A 26,772-nucleotide genomic window follows, 5' to 3' on the forward strand; every position below is an offset into this window, starting at 1 on the left:
CCCACCCGGCGCCCGGACGGTTTGGACAGGGAGAAACGACAGGTGGCAGCACCGAAGAAGGGCCGAAGGCCGGCGGGGGGACAGAGCCGGCCGGGCCGCGCCCTGGCACTCATTCTGATCGCCATGGTCGCGCTCACCGGCGGCATGTTCTGGTCGGGGCACACCACCCCGCGCCTCGGCATCGACCTCGCCGGCGGCACGTCGATCACGCTCAAGGCCAAGGCGGAGCCCGGCCAGGAGTCCGCGGTCAACGAGACCAACATGAACACGGCGGTCGGCATCATCGAGCGCCGTGTCAACGGTCTCGGCGTCTCCGAGGCCGAGGTCCAGACGCAGGGCCGCGAGAACATCATCGTCAACATCCCCAAGGGGACGAACGAGAAGCAGGCCCGCGAGCAGGTCGGCACCACCGCCCAGCTCTACTTCCGGCCCGTGCTCACCGTCGCGGCCGCCGCCCCCGAGGCCGCGCCCACCGCGACCCCCTCGGGCTCGGCCACGCCGAAGCCCTCCGCGTCCGCCTCCGTCGGCGAGAAGAAGTCGGCCACGCCGACCGCCACCGCCTCCACCCAGGGCCGCGCGCTCTCCGAGGCCCTCAAGGCCCCGAACGCGACCGGGACGCCCACCCCCACCGGCAGCGCCTCCGCCACGCCGAAGGCGAGCGCCACCCCGCAGCCGACGCCCAGCGCCGACGCCGCGACCGCCGCGCTCCAGCAGAAGTTCACCACCCTGAACTGCCTGGACCCCAAGCAGCGCACCGCCGCCGCCGCGGGCACCAAGCCCGGCGACTCCATCGTCGCCTGCGGCAAGAACGCGATCGGCCAGTGGGAGAAGTACCTCCTCGGCCCCGCCGAGGTCGAGGGCCGTGACGTCGACGACGCCAAGGCCGCCATCGACCAGCAGAGCGGCCAGTGGATCGTCGACATGACGTTCACGGACGCCGGCTCGAAGAAGTTCCAGTCGATCACGAGCAAGCTGTCGCAGCAGGCCGAGCCGCAGAACCAGTTCGCCATCGTCCTCGACGGCGAGGTCGTCTCGGCGCCCCGCGTCCAGACCACGCTCAGCGCCAACGCGCAGATCTCCGGCAGCTTCAACCAGCAGTCGGCCCAGGACCTCGGCAACATCCTCGCCTACGGCGCCCTGCCGCTCTCCTTCGACACCCAGAGCGTCGACACCGTCACCGCCGCCCTCGGCGGCGAGCAGCTGGAGGCCGGCCTCATCGCCGGCGCCATCGGCCTCGCGCTGGTCATCCTCTACCTGGTGGTCTACTACCGCGGCCTGTCGTTCATCGCGATCCTCAGCCTCGGCGTCTCCGCCCTGCTCACCTACGTGATCATGTCGCTGCTCGGCCCGGCCATCGGCTTCGCGCTGAACCTGCCGGCCGTCTGCGGTGCCATCGTCGCCATCGGCATCACCGCCGACTCGTTCATCGTCTACTTCGAGCGCATCCGTGACGAGCTCCGCGAGGGCCGCACCCTCCGCCCGGCCGTCGAGCGCGCCTGGCCGCGCGCCCGCCGCACCATCCTGGTCTCCGACTTCGTGTCGTTCCTGGCCGCGGCCGTGCTCTTCATCGTGACCGTCGGCAAGGTCCAGGGCTTCGCGTTCACGCTCGGCCTCACCACCCTGCTCGACATCGTCGTGGTGTTCCTCTTCACCAAGCCGCTGATGACGCTGCTCGCCCGCACCAAGTTCTTCGGCGACGGACACCCGTGGTCCGGCCTGGACCCGAAGCGCCTGGGCGCCAAGCCGCCGCTGCGCCGCACCCGCCGTAACGCCCCCGCCGCCGGCGCCGCCGGCACCGTCGAACCGAAGGAGGCGTGAGATGTCGAAGCTCGGAGATCTCGGCGCCCGGCTCCACCGCGGTGAGGTCGGCTACGACTTCATCGGGAACCGCAAGATCTGGTACGGCCTCTCCGTCCTGATCACCATCACGGCCATCGTCGCCCTGGCCGTCCGCGGCCTCAACATGGGCATCGAGTTCCAGGGCGGCGCCGTCTTCACCACCCCGAAGTCGGACGTCAGCGTCAGCCAGGCGCAGGAGTACGCGGAGGAGGCGTCCGGTCACGACGCCATCGTCCAGCAGCTCGGCAACGGCTCCCTGCGCATCCAGGTCGGCGGCCTCGACACCGAGCAGTCCGACCAGGTCCGCACCGAGCTGGCCAAGGACCTGAACGTCCCCGAGGACAAGATCGCCGCCGAGCTGGTCGGCCCCAGCTGGGGCGAGCAGATCGCCAACAAGGCATGGACCGGCCTCGGCGTCTTCATGATCCTCGTGGTGATCTACCTGGCCATCGCCTTCGAGTGGAGAATGGCCGTCGCGGCGCTCATCGCGCTGATCCACGACCTCACGATCACGGTCGGCATCTACTCGCTGGTCGGCTTCGAGGTCACGGTCGGCACGGTGATCGGTCTGCTGACCATCCTCGGCTACTCGCTGTACGACACCGTCGTCGTCTTCGACTCCCTCAAGGAGCAGACGAAGGACATCACGAAGCAGACCCGCTTCACCTTCAGCGAGATGGCCAACCGCTCCATCAACGGCACCCTGGTCCGCTCCATCAACACCACCGTCGTGGCGCTGCTGCCCGTCGCGGGCCTGCTCTTCATCGGCGGCGGCGTCCTCGGCGCCGGCATGCTGAACGACATCTCGCTGTCGCTCTTCGTGGGTCTGGCCGCCGGTGCCTACTCCTCGATCTTCATCGCCACCCCGCTCGTCGCCGACCTCAAGGAGCGCGAGCCGGCCATGAAGGCGCTGAGGAAGCGGGTGCTGGCCAAGCGCGCCTCCGCCGCCGCCCGCGGCGAGGACGGCCTGGACGAGGGCACCGGCGTCGCCGAGACCGCCGTCGTCGGGCCGCGTGCCGCCCGCCGCGGCCGAGCCCAGGAGCCGCGCCGGTGACGGCCGAGGCCCAGGACGCGACCGGCCTGCTGCTCAGCCGGATCCGTGACGTCCCCGACTACCCGAAGCCGGGCGTGCTGTTCAAGGACATCACCCCGCTGCTCGCGGACCCGGAGGCGTTCACGGTCCTCACCGACACCCTCGCCGCGCTGTGCACCGCGCACGGCGCGACGAAGATCGTCGGTCTGGAGGCCCGCGGCTTCATCCTCGCCGCGCCGGTCGCCGTCCGCGCGGGCCTGGGCTTCATCCCGGTCCGCAAGGCCGGCAAGCTGCCCGGGGCCACGCTCCGCCAAGCGTACGAGCTGGAGTACGGCACCGCCGAGATCGAGGTGCACGCCGAGGACCTGGCCGCGGGCGACCGCGTCATGGTCATCGACGACGTCCTCGCCACCGGCGGCACCGCCGAGGCGTCCCTCGAGCTCATCCGCCGCGCGGGCGCCGAGGTGGCGGGCGTCGCGGTCCTCATGGAGCTCGGCTTCCTCCCGGGCCGCGCCCGGCTGGAGCCCGCCCTCCGGGGCGCTCCGCTCACCGCGCTGATCACCGTCTGAGACGCGTCCGGAACGGATCCATCGGATTCCGGCCAGGGGCGCCCCGGGAATTCCCGGGGCGCCCCTCGCGTTTGTCCCGGTACGTCCCCGCGAGGGGCCGGAGAAGCGGCCCCGGGCCCCGGCCCGTCCCCCGGCCGCGTGAGCACGGGCCGTCATGGCTCGATACGATGGCCTTTCCGGGCCTGACCGGGGGACCCGGAACCTCCCCCAGACCCCGTCCGGGGGGACCCCAGAGGAGCGCTCTTTGCCAGACGAGGCCCAGTCACTCTCCGCCGCGCAGCCCGACCCCAAGGCCGACCAGGCCGCGCAGGGAACCGGCACGCCCCAGAACAAGCCCGCGGAGAACAGGCCGAAGCCTGCTGCGCCCGCTCCCGCGCCGGCCCCCGCGCCGACCCGCTCCGGCGGCTCCTCGAACCGGGTGCGCGCCCGCCTGGCCCGGCTCGGAGTGCAGCGCTCGTCGCCGTACAACCCGGTCCTCGAACCGCTCCTGCGGATCGTCCGCTCCAACGACCCCAAGATCGAAACGGCCACTCTGCGCCAGATCGAGCGGGCCTACCAGGTCGCGGAGCGCTGGCACCGCGGCCAGAAGCGCAAGAGCGGCGACCCGTACATCACCCACCCCCTCGCCGTCACCACCATCCTCGCCGAGCTCGGCATGGACCCGGCGACCCTGATGGCCGGCCTCCTCCACGACACCGTCGAGGACACCGAGTACGGCCTGGAGGACCTGCGCCGCGACTTCGGCGACCAGGTCACGCTCCTCGTCGACGGCGTCACCAAGCTCGACAAGGTCAGGTTCGGCGAGGCCGCGCAGGCCGAGACCGTCCGCAAGATGGTCGTCGCCATGGCCAAGGACCCCCGGGTCCTCGTCATCAAGCTCGCCGACCGCCTGCACAACATGCGCACCATGCGCTACCTCAAGCGGGAGAAGCAGGAGAAGAAGGCCCGCGAGACCCTCGAGATCTACGCGCCCCTGGCCCACCGCCTGGGCATGAACACCATCAAGTGGGAGCTGGAGGACCTCGCCTTCGCGATCCTCTACCCCAAGATGTACGACGAGATCGTCCGGCTCGTCGCCGAGCGCGCCCCCAAGCGGGACGAGTACCTCGCCATAGTGACCGACGAGGTCCAGGCCGACCTGCGCGCCGCCCGCATCAAGGCGACCGTCACCGGCCGCCCCAAGCACTACTACAGCGTCTACCAGAAGATGATCGTCCGCGGCCGTGACTTCGCGGAGATCTACGACCTGGTCGGCATCCGCGTCCTCGTGGACACCGTCCGCGACTGCTACGCGGCCCTCGGCACCGTCCACGCGCGATGGAACCCGGTCCCCGGCCGGTTCAAGGACTACATCGCGATGCCGAAGTTCAACATGTACCAGTCGCTGCACACGACGGTCATCGGACCCAACGGCAAGCCCGTCGAGCTGCAGATCCGCACCTTCGACATGCACCGCCGCGCCGAGTACGGCATCGCCGCGCACTGGAAGTACAAGCAGGAGGCCGTCGCCGGCGCCTCCAAGGTCCGCACCGACGTGCCCAAGGGCGGCGGCAAGGACGACCACCTCAACGACATGGCGTGGCTGCGCCAGCTGCTCGACTGGCAGAAGGAGACCGAGGACCCGGGCGAGTTCCTGGAGTCCCTCCGTTTCGACCTCTCGCGCAACGAGGTCTTCGTCTTCACGCCCAAGGGCGACGTCATCGCGCTGCCCGCCGGCGCCACCCCGGTCGACTTCTCCTACGCCGTCCACACCGAGGTCGGGCACCGCACCATAGGGGCGCGGGTGAACGGCCGGCTGGTGCCGCTCGAATCCACCCTCGACAACGGCGACCTCGTGGAGGTCTTCACCTCCAAGGCCGCCGGCGCCGGGCCCTCCCGCGACTGGCTCGGCTTCGTCAAGTCGCCGCGCGCCCGCAACAAGATCCGCGCCTGGTTCTCCAAGGAGCGCCGGGACGAGGCGATCGAACAGGGCAAGGACGCCATCGCGCGGGCCATGCGCAAGCAGAACCTGCCGATCCAGCGGATCCTCACCGGCGACTCCCTCGTCACCCTCGCCCACGAGATGCGGTACAACGACATCTCCTCGCTGTACGCGGCGATCGGCGAGGGCCATGTCACCGCCCAGTCCATCGTGCAGAAGCTGGTGCAGGCGCTCGGCGGCGAGGAGGCGGCCACCGAGGACATCGAGGAGGCCGCGCCGCCCACCCGGGGCCGCTCCAAGCGCCGCTCCAACGCCGACCCGGGCGTGGTCGTCAAGGGCGTCGAGGACGTCTGGGTCAAGCTGGCCCGCTGCTGCACCCCGGTGCCCGGCGACCCGATCATCGGCTTCGTCACCCGCGGCAGCGGCGTCTCCGTCCACCGCAGCGACTGCGTCAACGTCGACTCCCTCTCCCGGGAGCCGGAGCGGATCCTGGAGGTCGAGTGGGCCCCGACCCAGTCCTCGGTCTTCCTGGTCGCGATCCAGGTCGAGGCACTGGACCGCTCCCGGCTCCTCTCGGACGTCACCCGGGTCCTCTCGGACCAGCACGTCAACATCCTCTCGGCGGCCGTCCAGACCTCCCGCGACCGCGTCGCCACCTCCCGCTTCACCTTCGAGATGGGCGACCCCAAGCACCTGGGCCACGTTCTCAAGGCGGTCCGGGGCGTGGAGGGCGTGTACGACGTCTACCGGGTGACGAGCGCGCGCAGGCCGTAGCGGGAGACCGGGGGGGAAGGGATGACGGACGGGAACCTGACGGGGCAGACCCTCAGGGACCGCTACGAGCCGATCGAGCAGATCGGCGGCGGCATGGGCGAGGTGTAACCGAGACCGGGCACGAACGGGAGGCCGTCGAGATCCTGGAGCTCGCCTTCCAGCAGACCCACAAGCGCTTCGGCCCCGAGGCGGTCATGATCTGCCGGCGCCTCGCCGAGCTCCTGGAGGCCGCCGGGAACCACGCCCAGGCGTGCGAGGTCCTCCGCCACGCCCTCGACACCCTGGAGGGCGGGGAACGGCCCCCGGCCGTCTCCTAGCCGCCGCGCACGGAGCCACGAGGAAGGGCCCCCGGCACACGCCGGGGGCCCTTCTCGCAGCCGTACGTCGGACGGGTCAGCCGCCGAACTCCTGGAGACCCTTCAGGGCCTGGTCCAGCAGGGCCTGGCGGCCCTCCAGCTCCTTGGCGAGCTTGTCCGCCTTGGCGTCGTTGCCGGCCGCGCGGGCCGCGTCGATCTGCTTGCGCAGCTTCTCGACGGCGTCCTGGAGCTGGCCGGTCAGACCCGCGGCACGCGCGCGTGCCTCCGGGTTGGTGCGGCGCCACTCGGCCTCCTCGGCCTCCTGGATCGCCCGCTCCACCGCCTGCATCCGGCCCTCCACCTTCGGGCGGGCGTCGCGCGGCACGTGGCCGATGGCCTCCCAGCGCTCGTTGACGGCGCGGAAGGCGGCGCGGGCGGCCTTCAGGTCCGTCACCGGGAGCAGCTTCTCGGCCTCGCCGGCCAGCTCCTCCTTCAGCTTCAGGTTCTCGGTCTGCTCCGCGTCACGCTCGGCGAAGACCCCGGAACGGGCGGCGAAGAAGACGTCCTGGGCGCCGCGGAAGCGGTTCCACAGGTCGTCCTCGTGCTCGCGCTGGGCCCGGCCCGCCGCCTTCCAGTCGGCCATCAGCTCGCGGTAGCGGGCCGCGGTCGCACCCCAGTCGGTCGAGTTCTGCAGCGCCTCGGCCTCGGCGACCAGACGCTCCTTCGCCTTCCGGGCGTCCTCGCGCTGCGCGTCGAGCTGGGCGAAGTGCGCCTTCCGGCGCTTGGAGAAGGCCGAGCGGGCGTGCGAGAAGCGGTGCCACAGCTCGTCGTCGGACTTCCGGTCGAGCCGGGGGAGGCCCTTCCAGGTGTCCACCAGCGACCGCAGCCGCTCGCCGGCCGCCCGCCACTGCTCGCTCTGGGCCAGCTCCTCCGCCTCGGTGACCAGCGCCTCCTTGGCGGCACGCGCCTCGTCGGCCTGCTTGGCCTTCTGCGCCTTGCGCTCCTCGCGGCGCGACTCCACCGACTCCGCGAGCTTGTCCAGGCGGGCCGAGAGCGCGGCCAGGTCGCCGACGGCGTGGTGCTCGTCGACCTGGTGCCGGATGTGCTCGATCGCCGTCTGGGCGTCCTTCGCCGAGAGGTCGGTGGTCTTCACCCGCTTCTCGAGGAGGCCGATCTCGACAACCAGGCCCTCGTACTTGCGCTCGAAGTAGGCCAGCGCCTCCTCGGGAGTGCCCGCCTGCCAGGATCCGACGACCTTCTCACCCTCGGCCGTCCGCACGTACACGGTGCCCGTCTCGTCGACACGGCCCCACGGGTCGCTGCTCACAGCGCCTCCTCACCATGATGCCCTCCACGGGTGGTGACCCCCGGGCATCGTCCACAGTTCCTGGGCGGGCCTCGCCCGCCTTCGCGGCGCGCCCGACGGATCGGACCGCACCGCACAACGCCAATCTAGGCGAACGGCGGCCCGGCTGTCCGCACTCAGCGCGACCGAAATTCCACGGTCACGTGCGTGCGGACCTCCGGGCCGCCGTCCTGCGGAGCGCCCCGCCTCACTTCGCGGAGACGGTCGCCTTCTCGATGGTGACCGGCTTCTTCGGGGCGCCGTCGCCCTGACCGCCCTCGACGCCGGCCGCGCCGACCTTCTGCACCGCCGCCAGACCGGCCGCGTCGATCGTGCCGAAGGGGGTGTACTGCGGCGGCAGCTTCGAGTCCTTGTAGACGAGGAAGAACTGCGAGCCGCCGGTGCCCGGCTGCCCGGTGTTGGCCATGGCGACCGTGCCCGCCTTGTACGTGACCTTGCCGTCGGCGCCCGGCTTGCCCAGGGCGTCGAGGTTCTCGTCCGGGATGGTGTAGCCGGGGCCGCCCATGCCGGTGCCCTCCGGGTCGCCGCACTGGAGGACGAAGATCCCGGCGGTGGTGAGCCGGTGGCACTTCGTACCGTCGAAGTACTTCTTGTCGGCGAGGTGCTTGAAGGAGTTCACCGTCCGCGGGGTCTTCGCCGCGTCCATGCTGACGGTGATGGCGCCCTCGTTGGTCTTCAGGGCGAAGTCGTACGTGCCCTTCGCCTCGATGCCCATCTTCGGCTCGCCGCTCGCCGCCTCCGTCTCGGTGCTCTTGGCGTCGTCCCCGAGGAACTGCACCGAGGCGTACACCGCGCCGCCGGCCGCGAGCACCACCGCGAGGGAGGCCGCGATCACCGTGTTGCGCCGCTTGGTCTTGCGCTGCGCCTCCGCCCGTCGCTGCTGCTGGCGCGCGTACTTGTCCCTGGCGAGCTGCCGCCGCCGCTGATCGCTGGTGACCACCGGGTCCGCTCCCTCTCGTTCGTGTGTTCCTGTCCTGGCCGGATGTGCCCGTACCGTATACGGGTTGGCTGTGGAATACGCACCGCCGGTAGGCTCTGATCTGCTGCATTCCGCGAGACCGCAGCCAACTGCCGGACGACACAGAAGGACGATCGTGCTGATTGCCGGGTTCCCCGCCGGGGCCTGGGGCACCAACTGCTACGTGGTCGCCCCCGCCGCAGGCGAGGAGTGCGTCATCATCGACCCGGGCCACCAGGCCGCCCAGGGAGTCGAGGAGACGCTGAAGAAGCATCGGCTCAAGCCCGTCGCGGTGGTCCTCACCCATGGCCACATCGACCACGTCGCCTCCGTCGTCCCGGTCTGCGGCGCCCATGACGTACCCGCGTGGATCCACCCCGCCGACCGGTACATGATGAGCGACCCGGAGAAGGCCCTCGGCCGCTCCATCGGGATGCCGCTCATGGGCGAGCTGACCGTCGGCGAGCCGGACGACGTGCACGAGCTCACCGACGGGGCCGCGCTGAAGCTCGCGGGCATGGACTTCTCGGTCGCCCACGCGCCCGGCCATACCAAGGGGTCGGTGACCTTCCGGACGCCGGAGACCTCGGAGATCCCCTCCGTGTTCTTCTCCGGCGACCTGCTGTTCGCCGGCTCCATCGGACGCACCGACCTGCCCGGCGGTGACATGGACGAGATGCTCGCGTCGCTGACCCGTGTGGTCCTGCCGCTCGACAACTCGACCGTCGTCCTGTCCGGCCACGGTCCCCAGACGACCATCGGCCAGGAGCGCGCCACCAACCCGTATCTGCGGCAGGTGGCCTCCGGCTTCGGGAGCACGGACGCTCCCCGACGAGGAATGTGACGAGACTTCCGTGAGCACCTTCAAGGCCCCCAAGGGCACGTACGACCTGATCCCGCCGTTCTCCGCGACCTACCTGGCGGTCCGGGACGCGATCGCCGCCCCGGTGCGACGGGCCGGCTACGGCTATGTCGAGACCCCCGGCTTCGAGGACGTGAACCTCTTCGCCCGCGGTGTCGGCGAGTCCACCGACATCGTGACCAAGGAGATGTACGCCTTCGAGACCAAGGGCGGCAGCAAGCTGGCCCTCCGTCCCGAGGGCACCGCCTCCGTGCTGCGCGCGGCCCTGGAGGCCAGCCTGCACAAGCAGGGCAACCTGCCGGTCAAGCTCTGGTACTCGGGCTCCTACTACCGGTACGAGCGTCCGCAGAAGGGCCGCTACCGCCACTTCTCGCAGGTCGGCGCCGAGGCGATCGGCGCCGAGGACCCGGCCCTGGACGCCGAGCTGATCATCCTGGCCGACGAGGCGTACCGCTCGCTCGGCCTGCGGAACTTCCGCATCCTGCTGAACTCGCTCGGCGACAAGGAGTGCCGCCCCGTCTACCGCGAGGCCCTGCAGACCTTCCTGCGCGGCCTCGACCTCGACGAGGAGACCCTGCGCCGCGCCGAGATCAACCCGCTGCGGGTCCTCGACGACAAGCGGGCCGACGTGCAGAAGCAGCTCGTCGACGCGCCGCTGCTCCGCGACTACCTGTGCGACGCCTGCAAGGAGTACCACGAGCAGGTCCGCGAGCTGATCACCGCCGCCGGCGTCGTCTTCGAGGACGACCCGAAGCTGGTCCGCGGCCTCGACTACTACACCCGGACCACCTTCGAGTTCGTCCACGACGGCCTCGGCTCCCAGTCCGCCGTCGGCGGCGGCGGCCGGTACGACGGCCTCTCCGAGATGATCGGCGGCCCCTCGCTGCCGTCCGTCGGCTGGGCACTCGGCGTGGACCGCACGGTCCTGGCCCTGGAGGCGGAGGGCGTCGAGCTGGACCTGCCCGCCACCACCAGCGTCTTCGCGGTGGCCCTCGGCGAGGAGGCGCGCCGCGTCCTCTTCGGCAAGGTCACCGAGCTGCGCCGGGCGGGGATCGCCGCCGACTTCGCCTTCGGCGGCAAGGGCCTGAAGGCGGCGATGAAGGCGGCGAACCGCAGCGGCGCCCGCTTCGCCCTCGTCGCGGGCGAGCGGGACCTCGCCGAGGGCGTCGTCCAGCTCAAGGACATGGAGTCCGGCGAGCAGCGCGCGGTCGCCCTGGACGGTGTCCTGGACGCGGTCCGCGAGCAGCTCGGCTGAGCTTCGCACCCGCGGGAGGGGCCCGGTCCGCCGTGCGCGGCCGGGTCCCTCCCGTGTCCGGTCCTCCCGCCGGGCGACCCGCCGGGACCTCCGGCCGCCGACCGGGGCCGTCCGGCCCTTATCCCGTACGAACGCTCGCCCGTATACCCCTTGTTGCAGAATGTCCGTGGCCACAAGGCCGGCGAGCGAGTGAGAAGGCGACAGGCATGACGAAAGCCGACGCGGAGGCGACGGGCACGGCGGGCACGATCGGCGCGAGCAAGGGCCTCGCCTGGCTGCTGGTGATCACCGGGGCGGCCGGACTGCTCGCCGCCTGGGTCATCACCCTCGACAAGTTCAAGCTCCTGGAGGACCCGAACTTCGTCCCCGGGTGCAGCCTGAACCCCATCGTGTCCTGCGGGAACATCATGAAGAGCGAGCAGGCGTCGGTCTTCGGCTTCCCGAACCCCATGCTCGGCCTGGTCACCTACGGCATGGTGATCGCGATCGGCGTCGGCCTCCTCGCCGGCGCCCGCTACCGCCGCTGGTACTGGCTCGGCCTCAACGCCGGCACCCTCTTCGGCGTCGGGTTCTGCGCCTGGCTGACGCAGCAGTCCCTGTACGAGATCAACTCGCTCTGCCTGTGGTGCTGCCTCGCCTGGGCCGCCACCATCGTCATGTTCTGGTACGTGACCTCGCACAACGTCCGCGCCGGAGTCATCCCCGCCCCGGCCGGGGTGCGGACCTTCTTCGCCGAGTTCACCTGGATCCTGCCCGTCCTGCACCTCGGGATCATCGGCATGCTGATCCTCACCCGCTGGTGGGACTTCTGGACCGGGTGACCGCGCCCGCCCGGCTTGTCGGTGGCGTGACCTAGGCTTCATGGACGTGGAGCCCGACCTCTTTACCGCAGCCGCCGAAGAACGCCAGGAGAAGGACCCGTCCAGCAGCCCGCTGGCGGTCCGGATGCGCCCCCGCACCCTCGACGAGGTGGTGGGCCAGCGGCACCTGCTCAAGCCCGGCTCGCCGCTGCGGCGGCTCGTCGGGGAGGGCACCGGCCCCGCCGGCGCCTCCTCGGTGATCCTCTGGGGCCCGCCCGGCATCGGCAAGACCACCCTCGCGTACGTGGTCTCCAAGGCCACCGACAAGCGCTTCGTCGAGCTCTCCGCGATCACCGCCGGCGTCAAGGAGGTCCGGGCCGTCATCGACGGCGCCCGCCGCGCCTCCGGCGGCTACGGCAAGGAGACCGTCCTCTTCCTCGACGAGATCCACCGCTTCTCCAAGGCCCAGCAGGACTCGCTGCTGCCCGCCGTCGAGAACCGCTGGGTCACCCTGATCGCCGCCACCACCGAGAACCCGTACTTCTCGGTGATCTCCCCGCTCCTCTCCCGCTCCCTGCTCCTCACCCTGGAGCCGCTCACCGACGAGGACCTCAGCGGCCTCATGGACCGGGCCGTCACCGAGGAGCGCGGCCTCGGCGGCGCCGTCGAGCTCCTCGACGACGCCCGCGCCCATCTGCTGCGGATCGCCGGCGGCGACGCCCGGCGTGCCCTCACCGCCCTGGAGGCCGCCGCCGGCGGCGCCCTCGCCAAGGGCGAGCGCGAGATCACCCTCCAGACCGTCGAGGAGGCGGTCGACCGCGCCGCGGTGAAGTACGACCGGGACGGCGACCAGCACTACGACGTCGCCAGCGCCCTCATCAAGTCCATCCGCGGCTCCGACGTCGACGCGGCACTGCACTACCTGGCCCGGATGATCGAGGCGGGGGAGGACCCGCGCTTCATCGCCCGCCGTCTGATGATCTCCGCGAGCGAGGACATCGGACTCGCCGACCCGCAGGCCCTGCCGCTCGCCGTCGCCGCCGCCCAGGCCGTCGCCATGATCGGCTTCCCGGAGGCGGCGCTCACCCTCAGCCACGCCACCATCGCCCTCGCCCTGGCCCCGAAGTCCAACGCGGCGACCAACGCGATCTTCGCCGCCCGCGAGGACGTGCGGAACGGCCTCGCCGGACCCGTCCCGCCCCACCTGCGCGACGGCCACTACAAGGGCGCCGCCAAACTCGGCCACGCTCAGGGGTACGTCTACCCGCACGACGTGCCCGGCGCGATCGCCGCCCAGCAGTACGCCCCCGACGCCCTGCACGGCAAGCGGTACTACGAGCCCACCCGCTACGGCGCCGAGGCCCGCTACGCGGACGTGGTGGAGAAGGTCCGCGAGCGCCTGAAGGGCGACGGCTGACCGACCCCCCCTGGCCGACCCGGCCCCGGGGCGGCGGCGCTCCGGGGAGCCGGTACACTGGTCGGGATCGCTGCGTCCCGTGTCCGGCCCAGGCCGGCACCACCAGAGCGGGACAGTCAGCAGGAGACCCGGCCCCCGGGCAGGGTTTCCAGGAGCGTCGCGCACCTCGAAGGTGTCGCGTGCCACCCACCACCCCCCGGGTTCCCGGGACCGGCGGTGGGTCGTTCGCGTGCTGCACGTACGTGCCCAGACCGGGAAGCGGCTGCCCGACAGGTCCCTCACGGACCCGGAGGGTTTTCCCGGCTGCGGATTGCGACCTCCCTAACCACTGGTGAAGCCGTATTCGTTCAGATAGAGAGGTTGGTTCATGGCGAACCAGGCCCGCCCCAAGGTCAAGAAGTCGCGTGCCCTCGGCATCGCGCTGACGCCGAAGGCCGTCAAGTACTTCGAGGCCCGCCCCTACCCGCCGGGCGAGCACGGCCGCGGCCGCAAGCAGAACTCGGACTACAAGGTCCGTCTGCTCGAGAAGCAGCGTCTGCGTGCCCAGTACGACATCAGCGAGCGCCAGATGGCGCGCGCCTACGACCGCGCCAAGAAGGCCGAGGGCAAGACGGGCGAGGCGCTGGTCGTCGAGCTCGAGCGCCGTCTCGACGCCCTGGTCCTGCGTTCGGGCATCGCCCGCACCATCTACCAGGCCCGTCAGATGGTCGTCCACGGCCACATCCAGGTCAACGGTGGCAAGGTCGACAAGCCGTCCTTCCGCGTCCGTCCCGACGACGTCGTGATGGTCCGCGAGAAGTCCCGCGCGAAGACCCTGTTCCAGGTCGCCCGCGAGGGTGGCTTCGCCCCCGACGGCGAGACCCCGCGCTACCTCCAGGTCAACCTGAAGGCCCTGGCCTTCCGCCTGGACCGCGAGCCGAACCGCAAGGAGATCCCGGTCATCTGCGACGAGCAGCTGGTCGTCGAGTACTACGCCCGCTGATCGCAGCACGTAGGACTCACCCCCGCGGTGTTCAGCCCGCCGCTTCCCCGCCCTTTCCGGTGGGGGAGCCGGCGGGCTTCCGCGTTCCCGGCACCACCGGCGGACGCGCGGTACGGAACGGCCGCGGCGCCGCCACGCCGGACCGCCCGCCCGGGACCGCGCCCGGCCGCTCGGCCACCGCCCGCTCCACCGTCTCGTCCAGCGACAGCCCCTGCCCCAGCCGGAACGCCTCCTCGTACCGCTCGGCGCCCAGCTCCTCCACCGCCCGCCCCGCGCACAGCGCCCGCGGCCCGTCGAAGGAGCCCGACCCGAAGAGCTGGATCCCCACCGCGTCCCACACCGGCAGCGCCGCGCCCTGGAGCACCGCCGCCTCCACCGGATCCCCCTCGCTCACCGTCACCAGCGCCAGCAGCTCCACCGCCAGCACCACCCCCACCAGGTCGCGGAAGAGGTGGTTGATCGTCACGCACTCCACCAGCAGCTCCCGCGCCTCCGGCAGGGCGTCCCGCGTCCACGCCGAGTACGCCAGCACATAGAGCGCGTACGCCCGCGTCCAGCGCTCCCCGCGCTCCTCGCAGACCTCCCGCACCTCCCGGCAGATCGCCGTCGCCCCCTCCAGGTCGCCCCGGAAGGCCCGCGCCATCGCCAGCTCCACCTGGCCCATCAGCACGTTGCTGTTCAGCTCGCCCAGCTCGCCGTACGCGTCCAGCGCCCGGCCCAGCAGCTCCTCGGCGCGCGGGAAGTCGTCGGAGAGCAGCGCCAGACAGCCCAGCCGGTGCGTCGCGTACGCCTCCGCCAGCCGGTTCCGGGAGGCCCGGGCCCGCTCCCGGCAGGAGTGCAGCGCGGCCACCGCCGCCGTCGGGTCGCCCTGGAGGACCGCCACGTAGCCGAGCACCCACAGCGCCTTCAGCCGGGCCTCCTCGTGCCCGGAGTCGAGCGCCAGCGCCCGGTCCAGCCAGTGCCGCCCCTCCGACAGCCGCCCGCACCCCACCCACGCGAACCAGAGCGTCCCCGCCAGGTGCTGCGCCAGGTGCGCGTCGTCCGGCACCTCCAGGCACACGTCGAGCGCCGCCCGCAGGTTCGGCAGCGCCGCCGCCGTCCGGGCCGCCACCTCCGCCTGCCGGGGGCTGAACCACTCCAGCTCGCACCAGGTCGCCAGGCCCATGTACCAGTCGCGGTGCCGCCGCCGCATCCGCTCGGTGTCCCCGAGCGCCGCCAGCCACTCCGCCCCGTACGCCGCCACCGTGTCCAGCATCCGGTAGCCCGGGCCCGCCGCCGTGTCCTCCCGGGTCACCAGCGACTGCGCGAGCAGCCCGCCCAGCAGGTCGAGGATCCCGTCCTGCGGCAGACCGGTGCCCCCGCACACGTACTCCACGGCCTCCAGGTCGAACGGACCGGCGAAGACCGAGAGCCGCGCCCAGAGCAGCCGCTCCTCCGGCGTGCACAGCTCGTGGCTCCAGCCGATGGCGGTGCGCAGCGTCTGATGGCGGGGGAGGGTCCCGCGCCCGCCGTCGCCGAGCAGCCGGAAGCGGTCGTCGAGCCGGGCCAGCAGCTGCTCCACGGAGAGCAGCGGCAGCCGTCCCGCGGCCAGTTCGAGCGCGAGCGGGATCCCGTCGAGTCGCCGGCACAGCTCCCGTACCGCCGCGTCGTCCGCGAGAGCGGGCGCGCCGGCCCGGGCGGCCCGCTCGGCGAGCAGCGACAGGGCGTCCGGCTCGTCCATCGGCGCCAGCGTCAGCACCGTCTCGCCCGGGATCCTCAGCGGGCGGCGGCCGGTGGCCAGCACGGTCAGCCCCGGGGCCGCCGTGAGCAGCTCGTGGACGAGCGGGGCGCAGACGTCCACCAGGTGCTCGAAGCCGTCGAGGACGAGCAGCAGCCGGCGCTCGGCGAGATGGTCGAGCAGGACCTCGCGCGGTCCACGGCGGGTGTGGTCGGTCAGGCCGAGCGCCTCCACGACGGCGTGCTCGGCCAGCTCGGGGTCGCGCAGCGGGGCCAGCTCCGCCAGCCGTACCTCCTCGCCGGAGCGTTTCTGCACCGCCGCGGCGGCCCTCAGGGCCAGCCGGGTCTTCCCCACCCCGCCCACGCCGAGGACCGTGACGAGACGTGATTCGGCCAGGAGCGCTGCCAGTTCGGCCTGCTCGGCGGCCCGGCCCACGAACCGGTTGAGCTCCGCCGGGAGATTGCTGCGTCGCATGGGACACGGAGCGTACTCATCCGCACGCGCTCCGTACAATCTGATCGCGTAACTCCCGCCCCACGGGCGGTAATGCGGTACGGCGTGACAGCCCGGGCGCGATAGGGTCGGGGGACGACTTTTCGCATGACCCGAACGACCGATGACGACAGCAGAGAGCGGTGCGCAGTGACCGGTGGAGAGGTTGCCGGGATCCTGGTGGCCGTGTTCTGGGCGATCCTCGTCTCCTTCCTCGCCGTGGTGCTGGCGAGGCTGGCGCAGACGCTCCGGGCGACCACCAGACTCGTGGCGGACGTGACCGAACAGGCCGTTCCCCTGCTCGCCGACGCGTCGGCGACCGTCCGCTCGGCCCAGACCCAGCTCGACCGGGTCGACGCCATCGCCTCGGACGTCCAGGAGGTCACCGCCAACGCCTCCGCGCTCTCGACGACCGTCGCCTCCACCTTCGGCGGCCCGCTCGTCAAGGTCGCCGCGTTCGGGTACGGGGTCCGCAGGGCGCTCGGCCGCGGCCGGGACCGCGAGGAGGTGCCGCCCGCCACCGGGCGCCGTACTGTGATCGTCGGCCGTACCGTGCCCCGCGCACGGCGCCGGAAGCAGAAGGGCTGAGCCGCGATGTTCCGCCGCACGTTCTGGTTCACGGCCGGCGCAGCCGCCGGCGTCTGGGCCACCACCAAGGTCAACCGCAAGATCCAGCAGCTGACCCCCGAGTCCCTCGCGGCCCAGGCCGCGAACAAGGCGATCGAGGCGGGCCACCGGCTCAAGGACTTCGCCCTCGACGTGAGGGCGGGCATGGTCCAGCGCGAGGCGGAGCTGGGCGAGGCACTCGGCCTCGACGCAGCGCCTCCCGCGGACCGGGAGCTCCCGGAGCCCCGCCGCCGGGCCGCCCTCGGCCCCACCCCGCACAAGACCACGACCACGTTCTCGTCGCGTCCCTCGCGCACGATCTCGTACAACCGGAATGAGGACCACTGATGGAGTCGGCTGAAATCCGCCGCCGCTGGCTGAGCTTCTTCGAGGAGCGCGGGCACACCGTCGTCCCTTCGGCGTCGCTCATCGCGGACGACCCGACTCTGCTGCTCGTCCCCGCCGGCATGGTGCCCTTCAAGCCCTACTTCCTGGGTGAGGTCAAGCCGCCCTTCACGCGCGCCTCCAGCGTGCAGAAGTGCGTCCGCACCCCGGACATCGAAGAGGTCGGCAAGACCACCCGCCACGGCACGTTCTTCCAGATGTGCGGCAACTTCTCCTTCGGCGACTACTTCAAGGAAGGCGCCATCAAGCTCGCCTGGGAGCTGCTGACCACCCCGGTCGAGCACGGTGGCTACGGGCTCGAGCCGGAGAAGCTCTGGATCACCGTCTACCTGGAGGACGACGAGGCCGAGCGCATCTGGCGCGACGTCGTCGGCGTCCCGGCCGAGCGCATCCAGCGCCTCGGCAAGAAGGACAACTACTGGTCGATGGGCGTCCCCGGCCCGTGCGGCCCGTGCTCCGAGATCAACTACGACCGCGGCCCCGAGTTCGGCGTCGAGGGCGGCCCGGCCGTCAACGACGAGCGGTACGTGGAGATCTGGAACCTGGTCTTCATGCAGTACGAGCGCGGCGAGGGCTCCGGCAAGGAGGACTTCCCGATCCTCGGCGAGCTGCCGTCGAAGAACATCGACACGGGCCTCGGCCTGGAGCGCCTGGCGATGATCCTCCAGGGCGTCCAGAACATGTACGAGACGGACACCCTCAAGGTCGTCATCGACAAGGCCACCGAGCTCACCGGCGTCGCCTACGGCAAGGCCCACGACAGCGACGTCTCGCTGCGCGTGGTCGCCGACCACATGCGCACCTCCGTCATGCTCATCGGCGACGGCGTCACCCCGGGCAACGAGGGCCGCGGCTACGTGCTGCGCCGCATCATGCGCCGCGCCGTCCGCAACATGCGCCTGCTCGGCGCCACCGGCCCGGTCGTCGGCGCGCTCGTCGACACGGTCATCAGGACCATGGGCGAGCAGTACCCGGAGCTGGAGACCGACCGCAAGCGGATCGAGACGGTCGCCCTCGCCGAGGAGGCCGCGTTCCTGAAGGCCCTCAAGGGCGGCACCAACATCCTCGACACCGCCGTCACCGAGACCAAGGCCGCCGGCGGCACGGTCCTCGCCGGCGAGAAGGCGTTCCTGCTCCACGACACCTGGGGCTTCCCGATCGACCTCACCCTGGAGATGGCCGCCGAGCAGGGCCTCTCCGTGGACGAGGCCGGCTTCCGCCGCCTGATGCAGGAGCAGCGGGACCGCGCCAAGGCCGACGCCAAGGCCAAGAAGACCGGCCACGCCGACGTCTCCGCCTACCGCGAGATCGCCGACACCTCCGGGGCCACCCAGTTCACCGGCTACACCAACACCGAGGGCGAGTCCACGGTCGTCGGCCTGCTGGTGAACGGCGTCCCGTCGCCGGCCGCCTCCGAGGGCGACGAGATCGAGGTCGTCCTCGACCGCACCCCCTTCTACGCCGAGGGCGGCGGCCAGATCGCCGACCAGGGCCGGATCCGGCTGCACTCCGGTGCCGTCATCGAGGTCCGCGACGTGCAGCAGCCCGTCCCGGGTGTCTCGGTGCACAAGGGCTCGGTGCAGGTCGGCGAGGTGACCGTGGGCTCCACCGCCTACGCCACCATCGACGTCCGCCGCCGCCGGGCCATCGCCCGTGCCCACTCGGCCACCCACCTGACCCACCAGGCGCTGCGCGACGCCCTCGGCCCGACGGCCGCCCAGGCCGGTTCCGAGAACCAGCCCGGCCGCTTCCGCTTCGACTTCGGTTCGCCGAACGCCGTCCCCGGCACGGTCCTGACGGACGTCGAGCAGAAGATCAACGAGGTCCTCGCGCGCGAGCTGGAGGTGCACGCCGAGGTCATGCCGATCGACGAGGCCAAGCGCCAGGGCGCCATCGCCGAGTTCGGCGAGAAGTACGGCGAGCAGGTCCGCGTCGTCACCATCGGCGACTTCTCCAAGGAGCTGTGCGGCGGCACCCACGTCCACAACACCGCCCAGCTGGGTCTGGTGAAGCTGCTCGGCGAGTCCTCCATCGGCTCCGGCGTGCGCCGCATCGAGGCCCTGGTCGGCGTCGACGCGTACAACTTCCTCGCCAAGGAGCACACGGTCGTCGCCCAGCTCCAGGAGCTGGTCAAGGGCCGTCCGGAGGAGCTGCCGGAGAAGATCTCCTCCATGCTCGGCAAGCTGAAGGACGCCGAGAAGGAGATCGAGAAGTTCCGCGCGGAGAAGGTCCTCCAGGCCGCCGCCGGGCTGGTCGACTCCGCCAAGGACATCCGCGGTCTGGCCCTGGTCACCGGCCAGGTCCCGGACGGCACCGGCGCCGACGACCTGCGCAGGCTGGTCCTCGACGTGCGCGGCCGGATCCCCTCCGACCGCCCGGCCGTCGTCGCCCTGTTCACCACGGCCAACGGCAAGCCGCTGACGGTCATCGCCACCAACGAGGCCGCCCGCGAGCGCGGCCTCAAGGCCGGCGAGCTGGTCCGCACCGCCGCCAAGACCCTCGGCGGCGGTGGCGGCGGCAAGCCGGACGTCGCCCAGGGCGGCGGCCAGAACCCGGAGGCCGTCGGCGAGGCCATCGCCGCCGTCGAGCGCCTCGTGGTGGAGACGGCGTGACGATGCGCCGCGGCCGCCGTATCGCGGTCGACGTCGGGGACGCCCGGATCGGGGTCGCCTCGTGCGACCCCGACGGGGTCCTCGCCACGCCGGTGGAGACCGTGCCGGGACGTGACGTCCCGGCGGCCCACCGGCGGCTCCGCCAGATCGTCGAGGAGTACGAGCCGATCGAGGTCGTCGTGGGCCTGCCCCGCTCGCTCAGCGGGCGGGAGGGCCCGGCCGCGGCCAAGGTCCGCGCCTTCGCCCGGGAGATGGCGAAGGGCGTCGCCCCGGTGCCGGTCCGGCTGGTCGACGAGCGGATGACCACGGTGACCGCGACCCAGGGGCTGCGGGCCTCCGGGGTGAAGTCCAAGAAGGGGCGGTCCGTCATCGATCAGGCCGCCGCTGTGATCATCCTTCAGAACGCTCTTGAGTCCGAACGGGTATCAGGTAATCCGCCCGGTGAGGGCGTCGAAGTGGTCATCTGATCGCGATACGGTAACGTTCCGCGCGATGCGGCGGTGTTCGAACAGCTTGCCGCACTACGTAGAGGCGGATCGTCCGGAAGCCTCGCGGCTGTTTGGGGATCGATGACTGAGTATGGCCGGGGCCAGGGCTCCGAACCGTGGCACCCCACGGACCCGCTCTACGGGGACCAGGGGTGGGAAGGTCAGCAGCAGTACCAGCAGCCGCAGCAGGCCACGCCGTACGCGCAGGGTGGCCAGGGGTACCAGGACCCGTACGCCCAGCAGGGCTACGGGACCGACCCGTACCAGCAGCAGGCCGCCTACCAGCAGCAGTACCCGCAGCAGGGGTACGCCGACCCGCACGCACAGGTGTACGGGGACCAGGGTCAGGCGGCGGCGCAGTCGTACGGTCAGACCGGCTGGAACCAGGGGTACGACACGCCCGGGCAGCACGGACAGACGTACGACGGCAACTGGGAGACCGGCCAGGCCGCCATGGCCTACAACGCGCCGCCCGCCGACCCCTACGGCGGCCAGCAGCCCGACCTCTACGGCACGCCCGAGGCGTATCCGCCGCCCCAGCCGCCCGGCCGCCGGCAGCACCCGCCGCAGCCGGTCGTCGACTGGGAGCCCGAGCCGGAGCCCGAGCCCGCCCCCGTCCCGCACGAGCCGGAGGAGTCGCACCCCTTCTTCACCGGTGACGACGACGAGGACGGCTACGAGGACGACGCACCGTCCTCGCGCCGGGGCCGGGGCGGCCGCGGCGACGACCGCGACCGCGAGCGGCGCGGCAAGGAGAAGAAGCGCAAGGGCAAGAACGGCGTCGCCTGCCTCGTGGTGGCCGCGGTCCTCGTCGGCGGCGTCGGCGGCATCGGCTACTTCGGCTACCAGTTCTGGCAGGGCCAGTTCGGCGAGGCCCCCGACTACGCGGGCACCGGCACCGGCGAGGTCCAGGTCGAGATCCCCAAGGGCGCCTTCGGCAACGAGATCGGCAACATCCTCAAGCAGGCCGGCGTCGTGAAGAGCGTCGACGCCTTCGTGGCGGCGCAGCAGAAGAACGCCAAGGGCAACTCGATCCAGGCCGGCGCCTACACGCTCAAGAAGGAGATGTCGGCGGAGAGCGCCGTCGCGCTGATGCTGGACCCGGCGAGCCAGGCCAACCTGATCATCCCCGAGGGCAAGCGCAACGCCTGGGTCTACGAACAGCTCGACACCCGTCTGAACCTCAAGCCCGGCACGACGAAGGAGATCGCCTTCGAGAAGGCGGACTCCCTGGGCCTGCCGGACTGGGCGAAGAACCACGACAAGCTCAAGGACCCGCTGGAGGGCTTCCTCTTCCCGGCGAGCTACCCGGTCGCCAAGGGCGGCAAGCCCGAGGACGCCCTCAAGAAGATGGTCAGCCGGGCGAACGCCGAGTACACGAAGCTGGACCTGGAGGGGCAGGCGAAGAAGCACGGCGTCGAGAACGCCTGGCAGCTCCTCACCGTCGCGAGCCTCGTGCAGGCGGAGGGCAAGACGCACGACGACTTCCGCAAGATGGCGGAGGTCATCTACAACCGCCTCCAGCCGGACAACACGGAGACGAACCGGAAGCTCCAGTTCGACTCGGCCCTGAACTACCTGAAGGGCCAGTCCGAGATCAAGATCTCGGAGCAGGAGGCGAACACCAACCAGGACCCGTACAACACGTACACCCAGGTCGGCCTCCCGCCCGGTCCGATCAGCAACCCCGGCGTCGAAGCCCTGGCCGCCATGCTCGATCCGACGAAGGACGGCTGGATGTACTTCGTGGCGACCGACGGCATGAACAAGACCGAGTTCGCCAAGACCTACGCCGAGTTCAAGACGCTGAAGGACAAGTTCAATGCCAACACGGACTAGCGGGGCGGGCCGCCGCGCCGCCGTCCTCGGTTCGCCGATCGCCCACTCGCTCTCCCCGGTCCTGCACCGGGCCGCGTACGCGGAGCTCGGTCTGGACGACTGGTCCTACGAGCGCTTCGAGGTCGACGAGGCGGCGCTGCCGGGCTTCGTCGCGGAGATGGACGACGCGTGGGCCGGCCTCTCGCTGACCATGCCGCTCAAGCGGGCGATCATCCCGCTGCTCGACGAGATCAGCGGGACGGCGGCCGCCGTGGAGGCGGTGAACACGGTGGTCTTCCGCGAGGACGGCCGCCGGGTCGGCGACAACACCGACATCCCCGGCATGATCGCCGCCCTGCGCGAGCGGGGCGTCGAGAAGGTCGAGTCCGCGGCGATCCTCGGCGCGGGCGCCACCGCCTCCTCCGCGCTCGCCGCGCTGTCCCGCGTCTGCGCGGGCCCGGTCACGGCGTACGTCCGCAGCGAGGCCCGGGCGGAGGAGATGCTCGGCTGGGGCGACCGGCTCGGCGTGGACGTCCGCACCGCGGCCTGGGACGACGCGGCGGACGCCTTCGCGGCCCCGCTGGTGATCGCGACGACCCCGGCCGGCACCACCGACCCCCTCGCCGCGGCGGTCCCGGACCACCCCGGCACCCTCTTCGACGTCCTCTACGACCCCTGGCCCACCCGGCTCGCCGCCGCCTGGTCCGCACGCGCCGGTAAGATCGTCGGCGGCCTGGACCTCCTGGTCCACCAGGCGGTCCTCCAGGTCGAACAGATGACGGGCGTCCCGAAAGCCCCGCTGGCCGCCATGCGCGCCGCCGGCGAGGCCGCGCTCGCCGCGCGCTGACCCCGCGCGGCCGCCCCGGGACGCCATGACCCAGGGGGAACGGGGATGGACGGGGACATCACGCTCGCGTCGAAGGCGGATCTCGCCTTCGACGCGTTGCGCTTTCTGTACGTGGGATTCCTCAGCTCGCTGCCGGCGTGGGCGCGGTACACGGTGCTCGGGCTCTTCGGACTGACCGTGGTGTACGGCTTCGTCAGCTGGCTGCGGAAACGGTCCGCCGACCAGCCCGAGGCCCCCGCCGACGTCCACGAGGACGAGGCGCGCGTCCGATAGCTGGACCGGAGGCCGAGGCCAGGGCCCGGACGTGGGAGGATCGGGGGGTGGCGGGTCCGGGCCGCGCGTCCGGGCCTGTCGTCGCAGTGCCCAGGCGAGCATGAGGAGCATCGTTGAGCAGGTTGCGTTGGCTGACCGCTGGGGAATCCCACGGACCCGCGCTGGTCGCGACGCTGGAGGGTCTTCCCGCCGGCGTCCCGGTCACCACTGAGCTGGTGGCGGACCACCTCGCGCGGCGGCGCCTCGGCTATGGGCGCGGCGCCCGGATGAAGTTCGAGCAGGACGAGGTCACCTTCCTCGGCGGCGTCCGGCACGGACTCTCCCTCGGGTCGCCGATCGCGGTGATGGTCGGCAACACCGAGTGGCCCAAGTGGGAGAAGGTCATGTCGGCCGACCCGGTCGACCCCTCGGAGCTGAAGGAGACCGGCCGCAACGCGCCGCTCACCCGGCCCCGTCCCGGCCACGCCGACCTCGCCGGCATGCAGAAGTACGGCTTCGACGAGGCCCGGCCGATCCTGGAGCGCGCCAGCGCCCGCGAGACCGCCGCCCGCGTCGCCCTCGGCGCCGTCGCCCGGTCCTTCCTCAAGGAGGCCGCCGGCATCGAGATCGTCTCGCACGTGGTCGAGCTGGCCGCCGCGAAGGCCCCGTACGGCGTCTACCCGACCCCCGCCGACGTCGAGAAGCTCGACGCCGACCCGGTCCGCTGCCTCGACGCCGACGCGTCGAAGGCGATGGTCGCCGAGATCGACCAGGCCCACAAGGACGGCGACACCCTCGGTGGCGTCGTCGAGGTCCTCGCCTACGGCGTGCCCGTCGGCCTCGGCTCGCACGTGCACTGGGACCGCCGCCTCGACGCGCGGCTCGCCGCCGCCCTCATGGGCATCCAGGCCATCAAGGGCGTCGAGGTCGGCGACGGCTTCGACCTCGCCCGGGTGCCCGGCTCCCAGGCCCACGACGAGATCGTGAGGACCGAGGACGGCATCAAGCGCACCTCCGGCCGCTCCGGCGGCACCGAGGGCGGCCTCACCACCGGCGAACTGCTGCGCGTCCGCGCCGCCATGAAGCCGATCGCGACCGTGCCGCGCGCCCTCGCCACCGTCGACGTCGCCACCGGCGAGGCCGCCGCGGCCCACCACCAGCGCTCCGACGTCTGCGCCGTCCCGGCCGCCGGCATCGTCGCCGAGGCCATGGTCGCCCTCGTCCTCGCCGACGCCGTCGTCGAGAAGTTCGGCGGCGACTCCGTGCCCGAGACCCGGCGCAACGTGCGGTCGTACCTCGACAACCTGCACATCCGGTGACCGGCGGCCCCCTGGTCGTCCTCGTCGGCCCGATGGGCTCCGGCAAGTCGACGGTGGGCGCGCTCCTGGCCGAACGGCTCGGCGCGCCCTACCGGGACACCGACGCCGACATCGTCGCCGCCGAGGGCCGTGAGATCTCCGACATCTTCGTCGAGGACGGCGAGGAGCGCTTCCGCGCCCTGGAGAAGGCCGCCGTCGCCAGGGCCCTCGCCGAGCACGAGGGCGTCCTCGCGCTCGGCGGCGGCGCGATCCTCGACGCCGGCACCCGCGCCCTGCTGGCCGGGCGGCCCGTCGCGTACCTCTCGATGGACGTCGAGGAGGCCGTGCGCCGGGTCGGCCTCGGCGCGGCCCGCCCGCTGCTCGCCGTCAACCCGCGGCGCCAGTGGCGCGAGCTGATGGACGCCCGCCGCCCCCTGTACGAAGAAGTCGCCCGTGTCGTGGTCGCCACCGACACCCGCACCCCCGAAGAGGTCGCCGCGGCGGTCCTCGACGCACTGGAGTTGAAGGACGCATGACCACGGACCAGGAAGTCACCCGCATCCACGTCGGCGGCAGCGCCGGCACGGATCCGTACGAGGTGCTGGTCGGCCGGCAGCTGCTCGGCGAACTCCCCGCCCTCATCGGCGACAAGGCGAAGCGGGTCGCGGTCATCCACCCCGAGGCGCTCGCCGAGACCGGCGAGGCGCTCCGCGAGGACCTCGCCGAGCAGGGGTACGAGGCCGTCGCCATCCAGGTGCCGAACGCCGAGGAGGCGAAGACCGCCGAGGTCGCCGCGTACTGCTGGAAGGCGCTCGGCCAGACCGGCTTCACCCGCACCGACGTCATCGTCGGCGTCGGCGGCGGCGCCACCACGGACCTGGCCGGCTTCGTCGCCGCGACCTGGCTCCGGGGCGTCCGCTGGGTCGCCGTGCCGACCACCGTCCTCGGCATGGTCGACGCGGCCGTCGGCGGCAAGACCGGCATCAACACCGCCGAGGGCAAGAACCTCGTCGGCGCCTTCCACCCGCCGGCCGGCGTCCTCTGCGACCTCGCCGCCCTCGACTCGCTGCCCGTGCACGACTTCGTCAGCGGCCTCGCCGAGATCATCAAGGCCGGCTTCATCGCCGACCCGGTGATCCTCGACCTCATCGAGGAGGACCCGCAGGCGGCCCGTACGCCGGCCGGACCGCACACCGCCGAGCTGATCGTCCGCTCCATCCAGGTCAAGGCCGACGTCGTCTCCGGCGACCTCAAGGAGTCCGGCCGCCGCGAGATCCTCAACTACGGGCACACCCTCGCGCACGCCATCGAGAAGAACGAGCGGTACAAGTGGCGGCACGGCGCCGCCGTCTCCGTCGGCATGGTCTTCGCCGCCGAGCTGGGCCGGCTCGCCGGCCGCCTCGACGACGCCACCGCCGACCGGCACCGCTCCGTCCTGGAGTCCGTCGGCCTGCCGCTCACCTACCGCGGCGACCAGTGGCCCAAGCTCCTGGAGACGATGAAGGTGGACAAGAAGTCCCGCGGCGACCTGCTGCGCTTCATCGTCCTCGACGGGCTCGCCAAGCCGTCCGTCCTGGAGGGCCCCGACCCGGCCGTCCTCATCGCCGCCTACGGGGAGCTCTCCGCATGAGCGCACCGCGCCGCGTCCTGGTGCTGAACGGCCCGAACCTCGGCCGGCTGGGCTCGCGCGAGCCCGACATCTACGGCGCCACCTCCTACCAGGGGCTCGTCGAGTCCTGCCGGACCCTCGGCGCCGAACTCGGCTTCGCCGTCGAGGTCCGGGAGACCAACGACGAGGGCGAGATGATCCGCTGGCTGCACGAGGCCGCCGACGGACGGGTGCCGGTCGTGCTCAACCCGGGTGCCTTCACCCACTACTCGTACGGGATGCGGGACGCGGCCGCGCAGCGCACCGCCCCGCTGATCGAGGTGCACATCTCGAACCCGTACACCCGCGAGGAGTTCCGGCACACCTCGGTGGTGGCCGCCGTCGCCACCGGCACGATCGCCGGCTTCGGCATCGGCTCGTACCGGCTCGCGCTGCGCGCCCTCGCCGAGGAACTCGACCCGCAGGTCTGAGGGCCGGGCACTTTCGGCGGGGTCCCGCCCGTTCCCCTAGCGGGGGGACGGGGCGGTAACGTTTTGGCATCCCCGGCGACCGGAGG

Annotated in this window: 24 protein-coding genes; 21 read left to right on the top strand and 3 right to left on the bottom strand. The window is 71.9% G+C overall.

The annotated features are described in order from the left end of the window. Window positions 1–42: 42 nt before the first annotated feature. The 5 genes from secD to IF73_RS42560 all read left to right on the top strand — a co-directional run bounded on the left by secD (window position 43) and on the right by IF73_RS42560 (window position 6,453). Window positions 43–1,818 (top strand): protein translocase subunit SecD, encoded by a 1,776-nt coding sequence (gene secD / locus IF73_RS0109450; RefSeq protein ID WP_031005527.1) that lies wholly within the window; start codon window positions 43–45, stop codon window positions 1,816–1,818. A gap of 1 nt (window position 1,819) precedes the next feature. After that, window positions 1,820–2,893: a protein translocase subunit SecF gene (gene secF, locus IF73_RS0109455; RefSeq protein WP_031005529.1), complete on the top strand. Its 1,074-nt coding sequence runs from the start codon at window positions 1,820–1,822 to the stop codon at window positions 2,891–2,893. Then, entirely contained in the window at window positions 2,890–3,441 is a 552-nt protein-coding gene (locus IF73_RS0109460; protein ID WP_031005530.1) for an adenine phosphoribosyltransferase, read from the top strand. Before secF ends, IF73_RS0109460 begins: the two co-directional genes overlap by 4 nt. 244 nt (window positions 3,442–3,685) lie before the next feature. Then, window positions 3,686–6,136, top strand: a complete 2,451-nt coding sequence (locus IF73_RS0109465; protein WP_031005532.1) for a RelA/SpoT family protein — start codon at window positions 3,686–3,688, stop codon at window positions 6,134–6,136. 194 nt (window positions 6,137–6,330) lie between these two features. Further along, window positions 6,331–6,453 (top strand): hypothetical protein, encoded by a 123-nt coding sequence (locus tag IF73_RS42560; RefSeq protein WP_267883567.1) that lies wholly within the window; start codon window positions 6,331–6,333, stop codon window positions 6,451–6,453. A 76-nt stretch (window positions 6,454–6,529) separates the two neighbouring features. Here the strand turns inward: IF73_RS42560 and IF73_RS0109480 are convergent, their stop codons facing one another. Together IF73_RS0109480 and IF73_RS0109485 are read right to left on the bottom strand one after the other, a co-directional pair. Then, window positions 6,530–7,759: a DUF349 domain-containing protein gene (locus tag IF73_RS0109480; protein ID WP_031005534.1), complete on the bottom strand. Its 1,230-nt coding sequence runs from the start codon at window positions 7,757–7,759 to the stop codon at window positions 6,530–6,532. A gap of 226 nt (window positions 7,760–7,985) precedes the next feature. Further along, window positions 7,986–8,738, bottom strand: a complete 753-nt coding sequence (locus tag IF73_RS0109485) for a peptidylprolyl isomerase (RefSeq protein ID WP_031005535.1) — start codon at window positions 8,736–8,738, stop codon at window positions 7,986–7,988. A gap of 154 nt (window positions 8,739–8,892) precedes the next feature. Here IF73_RS0109485 and IF73_RS0109490 point away from each other — a divergent pair, with 154 nt between their 5' ends. The 5 genes from IF73_RS0109490 to rpsD all read left to right on the top strand — a co-directional run bounded on the left by IF73_RS0109490 (window position 8,893) and on the right by rpsD (window position 14,072). Further along, the gene (locus IF73_RS0109490) at window positions 8,893–9,600 is read left to right on the top strand and encodes an MBL fold metallo-hydrolase (RefSeq protein WP_031005536.1); all 708 of its coding nucleotides are present in this window, start codon (window positions 8,893–8,895) and stop codon (window positions 9,598–9,600) included. Window positions 9,601–9,610: 10 nt separating this feature from the next. Next, window positions 9,611–10,873 carry a histidine--tRNA ligase gene (gene hisS, locus IF73_RS0109495; RefSeq protein WP_031005537.1) on the top strand — a complete coding sequence of 421 codons (1,263 nt, stop codon included), beginning with the start codon at window positions 9,611–9,613 and terminating at the stop codon, window positions 10,871–10,873. Window positions 10,874–11,079: 206 nt separating this feature from the next. Further along, on the top strand, window positions 11,080–11,694 hold the full coding sequence (locus IF73_RS0109500; protein ID WP_031005538.1) for a vitamin K epoxide reductase family protein: 615 nt from the start codon (window positions 11,080–11,082) through the stop codon (window positions 11,692–11,694). A gap of 46 nt (window positions 11,695–11,740) precedes the next feature. After that, entirely contained in the window at window positions 11,741–13,090 is a 1,350-nt protein-coding gene (locus IF73_RS0109505) for a replication-associated recombination protein A (protein WP_031005539.1), read from the top strand. A gap of 367 nt (window positions 13,091–13,457) precedes the next feature. Further along, window positions 13,458–14,072 carry a 30S ribosomal protein S4 gene (gene rpsD / locus IF73_RS0109510; RefSeq protein ID WP_030745475.1) on the top strand — a complete coding sequence of 205 codons (615 nt, stop codon included), beginning with the start codon at window positions 13,458–13,460 and terminating at the stop codon, window positions 14,070–14,072. A 31-nt stretch (window positions 14,073–14,103) separates the two neighbouring features. On the opposite strand, the gene IF73_RS0109515 is transcribed toward rpsD, so the two are convergent. Continuing rightward, complete coding sequence (locus IF73_RS0109515) at window positions 14,104–16,263, bottom strand: ATP-binding protein (RefSeq protein ID WP_031005540.1); 2,160 nt, start codon at window positions 16,261–16,263, stop codon at window positions 14,104–14,106. 168 nt (window positions 16,264–16,431) lie between these two features. Between IF73_RS0109515 and IF73_RS0109520 the strand changes: the two genes are divergently transcribed. The 11 genes from IF73_RS0109520 (at window position 16,432) to aroQ (ending at window position 26,686) form a co-directional block, all read left to right on the top strand. Continuing rightward, window positions 16,432–16,869, top strand: coding sequence for a DUF948 domain-containing protein (locus IF73_RS0109520; protein WP_031005542.1), 438 nt, complete (start codon window positions 16,432–16,434; stop codon window positions 16,867–16,869). Between the two features lie 6 nt (window positions 16,870–16,875). Further along, window positions 16,876–17,235 carry a DUF6167 family protein gene (locus tag IF73_RS0109525; RefSeq protein WP_031005544.1) on the top strand — a complete coding sequence of 120 codons (360 nt, stop codon included), beginning with the start codon at window positions 16,876–16,878 and terminating at the stop codon, window positions 17,233–17,235. Then, window positions 17,235–19,904, top strand: a complete 2,670-nt coding sequence (alaS, locus tag IF73_RS0109530; RefSeq protein WP_031005546.1) for an alanine--tRNA ligase — start codon at window positions 17,235–17,237, stop codon at window positions 19,902–19,904. The genes IF73_RS0109525 and alaS overlap by 1 nt, the downstream gene beginning before the upstream one ends. A 2-nt stretch (window positions 19,905–19,906) precedes the next feature. Then, entirely contained in the window at window positions 19,907–20,371 is a 465-nt protein-coding gene (gene ruvX / locus IF73_RS0109535; protein ID WP_031005548.1) for a Holliday junction resolvase RuvX, read from the top strand. 102 nt (window positions 20,372–20,473) lie between these two features. Then, window positions 20,474–22,231 carry an endolytic transglycosylase MltG gene (gene mltG, locus IF73_RS0109540; RefSeq protein ID WP_031005550.1) on the top strand — a complete coding sequence of 586 codons (1,758 nt, stop codon included), beginning with the start codon at window positions 20,474–20,476 and terminating at the stop codon, window positions 22,229–22,231. Then, window positions 22,215–23,057, top strand: coding sequence for a shikimate dehydrogenase (locus IF73_RS0109545; RefSeq protein ID WP_031005552.1), 843 nt, complete (start codon window positions 22,215–22,217; stop codon window positions 23,055–23,057). Before mltG ends, IF73_RS0109545 begins: the two co-directional genes overlap by 17 nt. A gap of 45 nt (window positions 23,058–23,102) precedes the next feature. Beyond that, window positions 23,103–23,330, top strand: coding sequence for a hypothetical protein (locus IF73_RS0109550; RefSeq protein WP_031005554.1), 228 nt, complete (start codon window positions 23,103–23,105; stop codon window positions 23,328–23,330). A gap of 113 nt (window positions 23,331–23,443) precedes the next feature. Then, entirely contained in the window at window positions 23,444–24,628 is a 1,185-nt protein-coding gene (aroC, locus tag IF73_RS0109555) for a chorismate synthase (protein ID WP_037878719.1), read from the top strand. After that, window positions 24,625–25,143, top strand: coding sequence for a shikimate kinase (locus IF73_RS0109560; RefSeq protein WP_031005559.1), 519 nt, complete (start codon window positions 24,625–24,627; stop codon window positions 25,141–25,143). The genes aroC and IF73_RS0109560 overlap by 4 nt, the downstream gene beginning before the upstream one ends. Further along, on the top strand, window positions 25,140–26,237 hold the full coding sequence (gene aroB, locus IF73_RS0109565) for a 3-dehydroquinate synthase (RefSeq protein WP_031005561.1): 1,098 nt from the start codon (window positions 25,140–25,142) through the stop codon (window positions 26,235–26,237). Before IF73_RS0109560 ends, aroB begins: the two co-directional genes overlap by 4 nt. Next, window positions 26,234–26,686 (top strand): type II 3-dehydroquinate dehydratase, encoded by a 453-nt coding sequence (aroQ, locus tag IF73_RS0109570; RefSeq protein ID WP_031005563.1) that lies wholly within the window; start codon window positions 26,234–26,236, stop codon window positions 26,684–26,686. Before aroB ends, aroQ begins: the two co-directional genes overlap by 4 nt. The last annotated feature ends 86 nt before the right edge of the window (window positions 26,687–26,772 follow it).

It is taken from the genome of Streptomyces sp. NRRL F-5727 (assembly GCF_000719555.1).
Lineage (GTDB): Bacteria > Actinomycetota > Actinomycetes > Streptomycetales > Streptomycetaceae > Streptomyces.